10 protein-coding genes and 1 pseudogene are annotated in these 12626 nt (G+C 64.9%); 2 read left to right on the top strand and 9 right to left on the bottom strand.

The window, feature by feature from the left end; genetic code table 11:
• Positions 1-27 precede the first annotated feature (27 nt).
• From MF610_RS00055 to MF610_RS00045, 3 genes are read right to left on the bottom strand one after another with little or no spacing between them, the layout of a single operon-like run.
• Positions 28-738, bottom strand: coding sequence for a gluconate 2-dehydrogenase subunit 3 family protein (locus tag MF610_RS00055; RefSeq protein ID WP_242192096.1), 711 nt, complete (start codon positions 736-738; stop codon positions 28-30).
• Positions 735-2432 carry a GMC family oxidoreductase gene (locus tag MF610_RS00050; protein ID WP_242192095.1) on the bottom strand — a complete coding sequence of 566 codons (1698 nt, stop codon included), beginning with the start codon at positions 2430-2432 and terminating at the stop codon, positions 735-737. The genes MF610_RS00055 and MF610_RS00050 overlap by 4 nt, the downstream gene beginning before the upstream one ends.
• On the bottom strand, positions 2429-3178 hold the full coding sequence (locus tag MF610_RS00045) for a 3-keto-disaccharide hydrolase (protein WP_242192094.1): 750 nt from the start codon (positions 3176-3178) through the stop codon (positions 2429-2431). The genes MF610_RS00050 and MF610_RS00045 overlap by 4 nt, the downstream gene beginning before the upstream one ends.
• Before the next feature lie 140 nt (positions 3179-3318).
• Here MF610_RS00045 and MF610_RS00040 point away from each other — a divergent pair, with 140 nt between their 5' ends.
• Complete coding sequence (locus MF610_RS00040) at positions 3319-4653, top strand: chloride channel protein (RefSeq protein ID WP_242192093.1); 1335 nt, start codon at positions 3319-3321, stop codon at positions 4651-4653.
• 159 nt (positions 4654-4812) lie between these two features.
• On the opposite strand, the gene MF610_RS00035 is transcribed toward MF610_RS00040, so the two are convergent.
• The 5 genes from MF610_RS00035 to MF610_RS00015 form a co-directional block, all read right to left on the bottom strand.
• Positions 4813-6030, bottom strand: coding sequence for a DUF2254 domain-containing protein (locus tag MF610_RS00035; RefSeq protein WP_277923843.1), 1218 nt, complete (start codon positions 6028-6030; stop codon positions 4813-4815).
• A gap of 242 nt (positions 6031-6272) precedes the next feature.
• Positions 6273-9227, bottom strand: a complete 2955-nt coding sequence (locus MF610_RS00030; protein ID WP_242192091.1) for a TonB-dependent receptor domain-containing protein — start codon at positions 9225-9227, stop codon at positions 6273-6275.
• 351 nt (positions 9228-9578) lie between these two features.
• A complete protein-coding gene (locus MF610_RS00025) occupies positions 9579-9932 on the bottom strand; it encodes a hypothetical protein (RefSeq protein WP_242192090.1) in 354 nt (117 codons plus the stop codon).
• Between the two features lie 11 nt (positions 9933-9943).
• Positions 9944-10732 (bottom strand): SDR family oxidoreductase, encoded by a 789-nt coding sequence (locus MF610_RS00020; RefSeq protein ID WP_242192089.1) that lies wholly within the window; start codon positions 10730-10732, stop codon positions 9944-9946.
• Positions 10729-11058 (bottom strand): nuclear transport factor 2 family protein, encoded by a 330-nt coding sequence (locus MF610_RS00015; protein WP_242193503.1) that lies wholly within the window; start codon positions 11056-11058, stop codon positions 10729-10731. The genes MF610_RS00020 and MF610_RS00015 overlap by 4 nt, the downstream gene beginning before the upstream one ends.
• Before the next feature lie 96 nt (positions 11059-11154).
• Here MF610_RS00015 and MF610_RS00010 point away from each other — a divergent pair, with 96 nt between their 5' ends.
• Positions 11155-12072 carry a LysR family transcriptional regulator gene (locus MF610_RS00010; protein WP_242192088.1) on the top strand — a complete coding sequence of 306 codons (918 nt, stop codon included), beginning with the start codon at positions 11155-11157 and terminating at the stop codon, positions 12070-12072.
• 57 nt (positions 12073-12129) lie between these two features.
• Here the strand turns inward: MF610_RS00010 and MF610_RS00005 are convergent.
• Positions 12130-12498, bottom strand: a pseudogene (locus MF610_RS00005) (integrase core domain-containing protein); the annotation flags it as partial.
• Between the last annotated feature and the right edge of the window lie 128 nt (positions 12499-12626).

Genomic DNA, 12626 nt, shown 5'->3' with positions numbered 1-12626 from the left:
TCATGAATGCAGCGGTGCGTCAGTCGGCTACACTCGCGCTTTGTCGTCCAATTTCAGTTCCTTCATCAAGGCAGTCAAATGCGCCAGCGCCTTGTCGTCCGGGCCGGGATAGGCACCCTCGATCACCTGATCGCCGATAAAGCCCATATCCGCCTTCCCTTCGGGCAGGCTGTAGAAGCCGAGCACGAACAGGTTGCGCAGCCGGTCCATGAACGCGACTGGCCTCGCCAGGGCGGGGGCGGGCGCGTCGCTAGTCAGCGCATCTAGCAGCGTGCCGCGTTGCGCCGTCGTCAGTGCGGCGAACGGCGTCCGGTGCAGCGCCCGGCTCTGTGCGTCGAGCCAGCTCAGCCCGGCGATGACGGTGGTCCGGTCGTCCTGCTGGCGGGGATAAGGCGCGCTGATCCATTCGTCGATGAAAGCGCCGACGCCGAGCTTGCCGGCGCCGGGCGACGCGGCGTCGGCGGGCAGGATCATGTCGCCGAGCAGGTCGATGGCGGCGCGCTGCGCCTTGGTAAAGGTCAGCGGCCACGGCACCTGGGGATCGGTCAGGTCGGGGTCGCGGCCATAGCCCTTGGTCGGGGGCAAGGGCGCGACGTTGACCGGCCAGTCGACCACGTCGAACGGCGGCGGGACGCCGGCCCCGGTCGCGACTGCGCCGAACGCCGGGGTCCATGACGCGAGCGACAGGGTGGTGGCGGTAGCGAACCATTGCAGCGTCGTGCGGCGGCTGATCGTCATGCGAGCGCTCCCGATGTCAGGCGCGCGGCGAGGCGCTCCGAGGCCCGCAGGGCGAGCGCGAGGATGGTCAGCGTCGGGTTCTTGTGCGGCCCCGAGGCGAAGGTCGCCCCGTCCATCAATATGATATTGTCGACGTCCCAGGTCTGGCCGTAGCCGTCGACCACCGACATTCGCTTGTCCGCGCCCATCCGCGCGGTACCGAGTTCGTGGATGATCTCACCCCCTGCGGTCATGATCCTTTCGGGCGGCAGATCGGGATCGAGGATCGTGCCGTTCAACCGCCGGAACACCGAATGTGCGGCGCGGCGGCCATGCGCGACCTGATTGACCTCGTGCTGCGACCATTTGAACGCGAAGCGCAGCACCGGGATGCCGAAGCGATCCTTTACGCCCGGATCGATCTCGCAATAGCTGTCCTTGTTGGGAATCATCTCGCCGCGCAACACCAGCCCGATCGTCGCGCCCGATCGCGCGCGGACCGCCTGCTTCAGCGCCGGCCCCCAGACGCGAGGCAGCGCGGTTTCGGGGGGAATGCCGAAGCGCCCGTTGATTTCGAAATGATAACCGCGCGCGAAATCCAGCTCGCCGCGCTTCTGTTGTTCGTACAGCCAGAACGGGATGTAGATATGCTGCCCGCCGATCCCGTCCTCGTTATAGCGCGGCCGGTTGGCGAGGCCGGGGATGTACGCCCGGAACGATGCACCGGTGGAATCGGTCAGGTTGCGTCCAAGCTCGCCCGAGGAATTGGCGAGACCGCGGCCGTCCTTCCCCGAATTGAGCAGCAGCCGCGTGGTCTCGCCCGTGCCGGCCGCCAGCACCACCGCGCGCGCCGTGACCTGATGGCGCTGTCCGGTCTTGCGATCGACATATTCGACACCAGCGGCGCGGGTGCCCGACCCCATCACCACCCGCGACACCATCGCATCGGTCACCACGCGCAGCTTGCCGGTTGCCTTGGCCATCGGCAGCAGCGAGGTCGTCGTCTGGAACATCGCGCCGATCGTGCAGCCGCGCGTGCAAGGCGTGGCGTTGAAACAGGCGCTGCGCGGCGCGACGGGGTCAGGCATGTCGCGGGTCAGGACGGCGGTATGCGCCGCGCGGACCGGAATGCCGAGGCTCTCGGCCGCGGCGGTAATCAGCATTTCCGGCACGCGCGGCTTGGGCGGCGGCATCAGGCAGCCAGCGGGTGAATCCGGGTGGTTCTCCAGCCCGATCGGCCCGCCATTGACGCCGATCATCCGCTCGACCCGGTCGTAGAAAGGAGCGACGTCGTCATAGCCGATCGGCCAGTCGACGCCCAATCCGTCGCGCGAAAAGGGTTTGAAGTCATACGCACCGAAGCGCGGGACGTGCCGCCCCCAATGGTTGGTACGGCCGCCCAGCATCCGCGGACGCCACCAGCGAAAGTCGGTGCCCTCCTGCATCGTGTAGGGTTCGCCCTCGATCTGCCAGCCGCCGTCGACCGTCGCATCGAAATAGCCGAACGGCTTGTCGGGCGTGCCCGATCCGCGCAGCGGCGCGTCGCTTTCGGGGGCGAACATGTTGACCTCTGCCTGCGGATCGTAGTTCCGCCCGGCCTCCAACATCAGGCAGCGCAGGCCCGCTTTGGTCAGGCTGTACGCCGCCATGCCGCCCGCCGCGCCCGACCCGACGATGACGACGTCGATCGCGGCATCCGCCGCGGCGAAGGTCATTTGGCCGCTCCCGTTGCCGACGTGCCGATCCGGCGGAGCTTGATGTTGCGGAACGCGACCGGCTCGCCATGGTCCTGCAGGCCGATGACGCCGCTCTGGAAGGTGCCGAACCGCGGCATCTTGGCGAATTTGGAGGCCGCGACCCGCTTGCGCCACGCATCGTCGCCGTAGGAGACATCGGCGGTCAGCGTGCCGTTCAGCCATTGCCGGATACGTCCGCGCTCGACCAGCAGCCGCGCATGGTTCCAGCTTCCCGCCGGACGCGATACGCCCGCGGGCGGTACCGTCATGTCGTAGAGCGAGCCCGCGCGATGGGTCGGAATCTTCCCGTCCGAATGGCCTTCGTCGTCCAGCACCTGCATTTCCAGTCCGGTCTGGTACAGCAGCGGGGCCTCGGGCAGCCGGCGCGCCAGATAGAGGATGCCGCTATTGCCGCCGCGCTCGACCTTCCAGTCGAGCGTCAGTTCGAACGCGCCGAACATGTCGGCGGTCACCAGATCGGTGCCGCTCATCTGTCCATCGGCCTTGGTCAGCGCCAGCGTGCCGTCGCGCACCGTCCATGTCCGCGCCGGGGCCGATCCGTCGAACGACCGCCATCCCGCCAGGTCGCGTCCGTTGAACAACAGTCGCCACCCCTGCGCGCGCTCCTGCGCCGACAAGACGTTGTCACGGTCCCCGGCGGGCTGTGCCGCGACCGGCGATGCCATCAGCATGAGGGTCGCGCCGATGCCGAATGCCATGCGCATGGTGGTTCTCCTAAAAAATCGCCGTGCTTCGATGCCGCCGTTGTCAAAGGCTTACCGACTGCGCAGTGGTTTACAAGGCGCCAGCGGAACCCGCGTCCGTCGAGGGTGACGCTTCCCGGCAATGAACGTAAGGACGGTGCATGGCACCTCTATTCGAAAGGTTCAGTGCGACCAGACGCTGGACCCCGTCGCGCTTCCGGGCGCTGCTGCGGACCAGCGGACCGCAATCGGTCCAGTTCCGCACCCGCACGGCGATCCTTGCCGGTGCGATCCTGGTCGGCATCGTCGCGACGCTGTTCGCCGAGGCTTCCGACTGGGCAGGCGACGTGTTCGGTCGCTATGCCCGCGCCGCCCACTGGTGGCCGCTCCTGACGACACCGCTGACGTTCATGCTGCTGGTGTGGCTGACGCGCCGGTTTGCGCCCCTGGCGCGCGGGTCTGGCATCCCGCAGGTGATCGCGGCACAGGCCAATCCGAACGAGGCGACAGCAACGCTGATTTCCGTTCGGACGGTCGCGGCCAAGGCCGCGCTGACGATCGGTGCCGTACTGGGCGGCGCGTCGGTCGGGCGCGAAGGCCCGACCGTACAGCTTGCGGCCGCCGTCATGGGGATCACCCATCGGATCATGCGGGTGCCGCTGCGGGGCGGGGTGCTGATCGCCGGCGGTGCCGCCGGTGTCGCGGCGGCGTTCAACACGCCGCTGGCGGGGCTGTTGTTCGCGATCGAAGAACTCGCCTCCGCCTATGAACAGCGCGTCACGCTGCTGGTGTTGGCGGCGATCGTCATCGCCGGCATGGTCGCCCAGTCGGTGCAGGGCGATTACATCTATTTCGGAGCGATCGGCGCGCATATGCCGCTCTCGTCGGCGCTGTTCGTCGTTCCCGTCGCCGGCATCCTGGGGGGAATGTCCGGTGGGCTGTTCTCGCGCCTGCTGCTGGCGATGGCGACGGGGCGCAACCGGGTGACACGATGGGCACGGGCAAGGCCGGTGTGGTTCGCCGGTATCTGTGGCGGCATCGTCGCGCTGCTGGGGGTTTTTACCGGACTGACCTGGGGAACGGGCTATTCGGCGGCGCGGGCGATGATTGTCGGGGTGGACGCGCCGCTCTGGTTCGGACCGGTAAAGCTGGCCGCGACCGCGGCGACCGCGATCGCGGGGCTGCCCGGCGGCATCTTCGCACCATCGCTCGCGGTCGGGGCAGGGGTCGGAAACCTGCTGCGCGAAGTCTTTCCGGACGAGCCGGCGAGCGCCGTCGTGATCCTGGGCATGGTCGCCTATTTCGTCGGCGTAGTGCGCGCGCCGCTGACCGCCGTCATCATCCTGTCCGAAACGACGGCGAGCCGCGGACTGATGCTGCCGATGTTCGCCACCGCGTTCATCGCCGACTTCGCCAGCCAATGGATTTGCCGCGAAAAGCTGTACCATGGATTGGCGCAGACGTTCGGCATGACCGATCGGGCACCGGCCCACTGAAGTTCGAAGGAGGCCCGACCCAGCGCGTGGCCGATGCCAATCACGCGATGGCAAGGCAGGTTACCAAACCTACGGCGATGATCACCGGTAATCTGATCCCAACGAAATCTGCGAAACGGTAATCGGCTGTCGCATAGACCATGGTGTGGGTCTGATACCCTATCCGATGACGCCGTGGCCGCTGTCCCATAGTCGGCGATGGAGCAGCGAGAGTTCAGCGGCGTCGCGGTCGCTGGCGAGTTTCCCCTGTCCTCGATCGAAGGCATCCTGCGCTTCCCGACGGCAGTCGGGCATGGCCCGTTCGTCGATGGCGACGAGCGCGGCCAGCGCCTTTTGAAGACGTATGCCGACTTCGATAGTGGCGGCGCCGTCGCGGGCGATGGGTCGGAACAGGTCTTCGATCATATCGGCGAATGCGACGGGTGGCACGATCACGCGCGGTGGCGGTGCGCAATCCGCACCGGGTCGGTGCCGCAGAACGGCGGACAGGACCCGCGTTCCCGCTTCGATCACCGCGATTGCGGTACCCGGATCGTTGACGGCGTGCGACAAGGCGCGGGCCGCGATTTCGCCCAGAACGACCAGACCGAACCGCGGATCGTGATCGAAGGTGCGCTGGTGCTCAACGGTGAACGCATCCCGGAGCAGACATGCCTGACCGTCATCGAGTTTGGCGTCCACCCATGCGACCGGCCTCGACGGATCGACGAAATGGACGGGACCACTAACGAGGTGGATGTTCGCGCCGATCTTGGCTGCAACGTCGCCGATTTCAGCGACATCGACGTGTGTGACGCGACCGATCCTGTTGTGGTGCAGGACATGCGCGTCGCCCGGGATCAATGGTGGATCGGCGACCCCGAACCGGGCCTGCTGCAGCATCCCTCGTACGGCGTCGGTAGCAGCGCGCTCGACCCGGTCGATCGTATCGGACACCCGTCCGAACCGGGCGATGTGCTGTATCCAGCGCAGGAACGTCACGACGATGATCAGGATGACGAGGATGGTACCGGCGTACAGGATGACGCGGCCGGTATTGCCGTAGATGCCCGTTGACAGGGCGACTATGCCGACGATCGCGAACAGGAAGCTGCCCAAGAAGGTCGCGAGCGCATTTTGGGACGTGCTGTCGTCAATCAGGAGCTGCACGGCGCGCGGGGTGATGCTGCTGGTTGCCCCCGAATAGGCCTGAACCATCGCGGTCAACGAAAAGGTCGTTACCGCGAGCATGGACGACGCGAGCAGGTTCAATATGCCGTCGACCGACTTCGAACCTACCTTCGCGGCAAAGTCGTACGATATGGTGTGTCCGACCAACGCGCTGGCGAGTGCCAAGGCTATTGCGAATACACAGAACAGCCCGGCCCGGAACCACATCTGGCGGGTAAGGAGGCGAGCCGCCCACTGCCACCGTCGCATCATGCCGCGGCTCGATCGCTGTGGGAACGGTGGGAGGGAAGCGCTGACGCGTTCGTGGATGCGGGAAGAGACATGCGCGATATAACCGACGATATGGACAAATGGACCCTATCCATCATCCAGCGTCGCTATTGGATAATTAATGCGCAGCAGGACGATACGGGGCACCGTCCTGTTGCGCATTTCGTACAAGTTCGCGCTTAGAAGCTGAAGTTCGCCCCGGCACTGAAGCTGCGTCCGACCAGCCCGGCATAATGCCAGCTGCTGAGATAGTTCGGATTGCTGGTATACGCGCCCGAGGCGAGCGGCGCACGCGCGTTGGTCAGGTTCTGCACGTTCAGGAAGAAGCGGAACTGATCGTTCACCTGCACCGCAGCGTTCAGGTCGGCATAGATGAACGGACGGATATAGCATTGTGCCGTCAGCGCATTCTTGCACGACAGGTCGATGACGCCGTTGACCGGGGTGATCCCGTCCGCCGCGACCTGCTTGATCCGGCCGACATAATAGGTCGTCGCGGTCAGTGCGAAGTCACCGACCTCGACCGAGTTCTGCCAGTTGCCGCGGGTGCGCGGCGTGCCGCCGCCCGACGACAGCTGGTACGGCCCGAGCGTACCGGCATATTTCTGCACCACGCCATCCGGCGTCACGAGGTTCTGGTTGATGACCTGCGTGACGTCGAGGCGGCTGATCAGGCGCACCCGGTCCGACAGCGGGACGTTCAAATTCGCCTGCATATCGACGCCCGAGCTGACCTGATAGTTCGCGTTGACATATGGCACGTTGAACACGAGCAGGCGGGGCAGGGCGCCCGGGTTGTCGGGATCGGGCGCGTCGATGACGTTGCAGCGATAGCCTTCGCCCACCGCCGCCAAAGCCGCGCAGCCCGCCGTCGCATTGGCTTGGCCGTAATAGGCGGCGATCGCTTCGGCACGCAGCGGGCCGCTGACGATCAGGTTCGACTTCTTGATGTTGTAATAGTCGACCGTGAGGTTGAACCAGCGCACCGGCTTGAAGATCGCGCCGGCTGAGAAGCTGCGCGAGACTTCGGGCAGGATCTCGGCATTGCCGGTCGCGCCGCTGCCGATATTGTAGGTGCTGGTATAAGCGGGGTTACCCGGATGCGCGGCGACGAAGCTGGCCGGCGGTGTGAAGGACGAGAAGCCAGAATAGCTGCTGGCCGGGTTGTTTTCGGCAAAGGTCGGTGCGCGGAAGCCCTTCGAATAGGTCGCCCGCAGCGAGAACTGGTCGACCGGCATGAACTTCATGCCGACCTTGGGCGAGAAGCGGCTATAGCCCTGCGAGTAATTGTCGTAGCGACCCGACACGTTCAGGTCGAATTCGCGGACGAACGGTGCGTCGATTTCGAAGAAGCCGGCCGTTACCGTCTGCCGCCCCTGCGCCGACGAGGTGTTGAGGCCGTAATAGCTGAGGTCCGCGTTCTGGTTGCGGTTCATCAACGTCTCGCGGCGGATCTGGAAGCCGGCACCGACATTGAGGTCGCCGCCGGGCAGCGGCATCAGCGACTTCAGCAGCGACCCGCCGATCGTCGCGATCGTCGAATAGGACGGCGTGGTGCGATCGGGCGAAATCTGCTCGCGCACCGCCGCGGTATTCTGCTCCGGATTGACGAAGTTGTAGCTGCCGGTGTTGATCGCGTTCAGCAGCCCCTGGATATTCAGGAAACCGCGCTGGGTGACGGCGAAATTGTCGCGGGCGTAGACGCCGTTCAGGCGGAATTTGAACCCGTTGCCCAGATCGCCCGAAATGCCCGCGGTCGTGCGGAACACGTCGACATAGCGGTGGCTGTTCGCCGGGATGTCGCCGAACAGATAATAGATGCGCGCGGCACCCTGACCCGGGTTGTTGGCGAAGGCGGCAGCATAGGGATTGTTCGGGTTCAGCCGCCGGTCCGCCGCGGTCGCGCAGTTGACGCCCGTCGAACAGACATAGACCGGCAGCACGATGCCGGGGCTGCTGGAGGCGAGCGCCGCCGACCCGCCGAACGGCTGCGTCTGGCGGATGCCGGTCGGTGCGCCGCGGATATCGACTTCGGAATGCGAATAGCTGCCGCTGGCGAACGCTTCGAAATTGTCGCTCAAGCGGACGCTGAGGCGACCGGTCGTCGAGTAGCGCTGCTGTCGCGGCTGGATGATCGAATATTCGTCGGGAATGTTGTGGGCGCAGGCGGTGCCGCGTGCCGCCGTGGTGTTCACGGTATAGGTGCCGAACGGGCACGAACCGGGATTGAGCAGCTGATACAGGTTGGTCAGCGGCGCGCCGACCTGACCCGATAGCGGGTTGTTGAGGTCGCTCTGGCCGACGCGGGTTACGACCGCCTGCGGGTTCTGCGCCGTCAGCGAATCATCGTTGCGGTTGCGATCGGTCAGGCCGCTCGGACGCAAATCCAGCGTGTTGAAGGGATAGCCGCGCGAGTTGTTGGTGATGTACCCATCAAAGGTGTATTCGCCGTTGAGGTAGAAGTTGAACCCCTGCTCGCGATAGTCGCCATAGCCGGCGGTCAGCGTCGCCCGGTAGCGCGACCCATCGGCCTTTTCGGTGGTGCCACCCTGGACCGATCCTTCGACGCCCTGGAAATTCTTCTTGCTGATCAGGTTCACGACGCCGCCGATCGCGTCCGCGCCATAGGTCGACGATGCACCGTCCTTCAGCACCTCCACCCGGTCGACCACGCTGAACGGGATCGAATTGAGATCGACATAGGCGTTGTGGCCATCGTCGTTGAGCGGAAAGTTCGCCGAACGAAGTCCGTCGATCAGCACCACGGTCGACGAGACGCCAAGTCCGCGCAGCGACACCGCCGCGCCGCCGGCCGAGAAGCCGTTGCGGAAGCCGGTCGAGATCGACCCGGCGCTGTCGGCCGACACCGAGCGGATCGCATCCTGCACGGTGGTGATGTTCGCGCGCTCGAGCGTTTCCGACGTCAGCACGGTCACCGGCGAAATCGAGCTGGCGTTCGAATCGCGGAACAGTGTGCCGGTGACGACGATCGTCGCGGGCGCACCGGCATCGGCGGGCGCGGCCGGCGTTGCCGGGTCCTGTTCGACCGGCGCTGTCACCGGTTCGGTCGTGGCAGCGACCGGTGCCGGCACCGCGTCCTGGGCATAGGCCGGAAACGCGGTCGCGGTCAGCAAGGCAGCCGTCGAAATCCCGCAACGCAGGGTAGAGTACGCCGAAGTAAGCAAATGCACGAAGATTCCCCAAATACCGCGACGGATTACCGCCGGTCCCCCATGTGCCGTTCGCGACGACACGATGGACGCGTTATTGCGGAGCTCGTTACCGATGGATTAAGGATAGCGGGATTTTCGAAAGCGTTTTTCGTTACATGCGACTTGCTGCCAAATGTTTTGGCGAACACCGGACTGAAGGACATGGTAAGTCGCTGGGATCAGGGCGATGTGAACGCTTGGCCGTAGGTCGTCACGTCCGCGTGAAGCTGGCCGAATAGTGGCTGGCAGCACTTTGGCCAGAGCCCGCGAGCTTCACCGGGGAACCGACGGCACACGACCCGTCACCAGAAAGGCGAGATCCCAGACGATCACGCCGCCGATGGCGCGATGCTCATCCTCGATCCGCTGCGCCAATGTCGCTGGATCGATCTGCTCGACCCTCGCGACGCCGCGCTCGACGATCCGCGGCAACATCGCCTGCGTAAGCGTCGCCAGGAATGACGGCTCTTCGAGATGCAGCAGGATGGCCTCGCCGCGCGCTACCTCGACCGACAGCCCGAGCTGCCGCATCATCTCGGTCAGCCGGAGCGCCAACCCCACATCCCGACCTTCCGCCGTCACCGTGTGCCAGTTCCAGTCGCAGAGTTGGCGGTGCAGCGCGAGCAACAACTAGGCGGTCAGACGGTGCGGATCGTCCCGCCGTCGATCACGAACTCGGCGCCGTGGATCGCGGCGGCGCGGTCGGCGGCGAGGTAGGCGATCAGGTCGGCGACCTCCTCAGGTTCGGCTCCACGGCCGATTGAAATTCCGCCCAAAGCATCAAGGACGGCTTGCCGGGCATCTTCAATCGTGCCGCCATTGGCTTTCTGAAGCATGGCGAGAAAGTCGCCCGTCGCTTCCGTCATGATCCAGCCAGGCGACACAGCATTGACCCGCACACCTTTTGGCCCAACCTCCTTGGAGATCGCCTTGCTGTAGGTCCGAAGCGCAGCCTTCGCGGCGGCATAGCCAGTCGTTGAATCGGGTAGCGGAAGAACGGACTGGATCGAAGTGACGTGCACCACAACGCCCTTGCCCCGCTCGAGCATCTGCGGGATCAGCAGGCGATCGAGCCGGACGGTTGCGAGCAGGTTCAAGTTCAATTCGGCGAGCCAGTGTTCGTCCGTCAACGCGGCAAAACCACCAGCCGGCGAGGCCGAGCCGCCGACGACATGAGCGAGGATGTCGATCCCGCCCAACCGCTTGAGCGCTGCTTCGGCAAATGCCGCGCCGCCGTCAGACGTGGTCAGGTCCGCCTGGACGTATTCGACGCCATCGATCGGGTCCTTGATGATCCTTGCGGCCGTGATGACCCGTGCGCCACCGGCCAGAAAGCGCTCGACGGTCGCGCGGCCGAGACCCTTGGTTCCGCCGCTGACAAGCACGCGCTTTCCGGCGAACTCGGTGGGATCGATCGTGATGCTCATACCGTGATCTCCAGCGTCTCGATCGCGCCGCTCGTCAGCCGGAAGCGGTAGATGAAGCGGAGCGGGCTGCCCGGAAATTGACCGTGCGCAGGACCTTCCACCACGACGGCGCCGCCCTCTTGCCGGACGCTATCGGGCATAAAGATCGCCTTCACCGGGATCACTTCGTCTTCGAGGAGCTGCCGAATTGCCGGCCGTCCTTCGAACCGCTTGCCGTTATCGATGACGACGGCGTCGTGCTGAAAGGGCTTCAACATGCCGTCGACATCAAGACGGGCGTTCGCCTCGACATAGTCGGCGAGGGGGCTGGGTAGGTCCAGGGACATGGTCATCTCCTCGCTGGTGATGACCACGATCTAGCGATGGACATTCCGCGTGATAATCGAGACAAATCGGCATAGCGTGTCACGGAAAGCGGGATAATGAGTCGACATTCTTTGATCGAACTCGAGGCGGTGCTCGCCATCGTCCGGTGTGGTTCGTTCCGTGCCGCCGCGCTCGACCTGGGCCTGTCGACGACTGCTATCAGCAACGCGGTGGGCAAGCTCGAACGCGAGCTGGCTGTGCGGCTGTTCAATCGCACCACGCGCAGCGTCTCGCTCACGCATGCCGGGCGGATCTTCGTCGCGCAGATCAAGCCCGCGCTCGAAGACATCCAGAAGGCAATGAACACCGCGCGCTCGCAGCAGGAGGTGCCATCGGGCACGCTACGCATCAACGCCTTCGCCACGGCGGCGCGCGAAATCATGGCCCCCCTCGTCCTGGCCTACCTGCGGCGCTACCCCCAAGTGCACATCGATCTCGTCACCGAAGGACGGCTCGTCGATGTCGTCGCAGCCGGCTTCGATCTAGGGGTGCGAAGCGCTGACTTCGTGCCGAGCGACGCGATCGCCATCCCGCTCGGTCAAGTGCGGCGAATGGCAGTCGCGGCGTCACCCGCCTTTTTCGAGAGCCGAACGATACCTCGAGTGCCGCAGGACCTCCTGCGCTACCCATGTCTGCGCATCCGGTTGCCAAACGGCGCCTTGTTTCAATGGCGCTTCGAAAAGGATGGCGAGGAACAGCGGATCGACGTCGAGGGACCGATCACGCTCGACGAGGCATCGCTATCTCGGATTGCAGCGACGCAAGCCGTTGGGATTGGCTATTTCATGGAAGCGGACGTTCGCGACGATATCGCGGCGGGCCGGCTGGTCCGTATCCTCGAAGACTGGACGCCGCCGCTCGCACCGCTGTGCCTCTATTACTCCAACCGCCGCAATTCGTCGGCGGCCTTTCAAACCTTCATCGCGCTTGCCCGTAACTTCGCCGCTGGACGCCTCACCGAGTCCGAAGCGTGACTGCTGCGGGTGCTGCGATGGGCTCCGTCTACCGATGCTGGCGGCCAAGATGCTTGCCTAGGTGTTTAGTCCCGGCATCTGGTGGATCGGGTCGACGATGAACCGGTCTGGCTCTGACGTCCAGATCCTGGCGATGTATTCGTAGGGTGTGAGCCCACTGAGCGTCTTGAGCCGGCGGGCGAAGTGGTAGGCGGCCATGAAGTCGGCGAGGTGTGTCCGCAGCTGGTCATGGCTCTCGTAGTGGAAGCGTTTGACGGTGGCTTCCTTGATGGTGCGGTTCATCCGTTCGACCTGCCCGTTCGTCCAGGGATGGTTCGGCTTGGTGAGGCGATGCTCGATGCCGTTCGCCTGGCAGATCATGTCAAAGCGCATCTGGCGCGACCAGGCGGTGTTGCGGTTGCGGGGCTGCTCGGCGAATTGAATTCCGTAGCACATTGGGAAGCGCTGGTTCGGGAGCCGCTATGGCCCTGATGAAGACAAGGCCGCGTAGCGGCCGCAGACTTCATCAGGGCAAGCCATGGCCGGTCAGCAGGTATCTAAAGTGAGGTTGTCGA

The organism is Sphingomonas hankookensis (genome assembly GCF_022664465.1).
GTDB lineage: Bacteria > Pseudomonadota > Alphaproteobacteria > Sphingomonadales > Sphingomonadaceae > Sphingomonas > Sphingomonas hankookensis.
This window is presented reverse-complemented; position numbering and strand designations above follow the sequence as displayed.

Bases quoted from the DNA above. Each gene is read 5' to 3' on its own strand.
- MF610_RS00045 (WP_242192094.1), bottom strand. From the start codon at position 3,178: ATGCGCATGGCATTCGGCATCGGCGCGACCCTCATGCTGATGGCATCG.
- MF610_RS00015 (WP_242193503.1), bottom strand. From the start codon at position 11,058: ATGTCCCTGGACCTACCCAGCCCCCTCGCCGACTATGTCGAGGCGAAC.
- MF610_RS00040 (WP_242192093.1), top strand. From the start codon at position 3,319: ATGGCACCTCTATTCGAAAGGTTCAGTGCGACCAGACGCTGGACCCCG.
- MF610_RS00050 (WP_242192095.1), bottom strand. From the start codon at position 2,432: ATGACCTTCGCCGCGGCGGATGCCGCGATCGACGTCGTCATCGTCGGG.
- MF610_RS00010 (WP_242192088.1), top strand. From the start codon at position 11,155: ATGAGTCGACATTCTTTGATCGAACTCGAGGCGGTGCTCGCCATCGTC.
- MF610_RS00020 (WP_242192089.1), bottom strand. From the start codon at position 10,732: ATGAGCATCACGATCGATCCCACCGAGTTCGCCGGAAAGCGCGTGCTT.
- MF610_RS00055 (WP_242192096.1), bottom strand. From the start codon at position 738: ATGACGATCAGCCGCCGCACGACGCTGCAATGGTTCGCTACCGCCACC.
- MF610_RS00035 (WP_277923843.1), bottom strand. From the start codon at position 6,030: ATGTGGTTCCGGGCCGGGCTGTTCTGTGTATTCGCAATAGCCTTGGCA.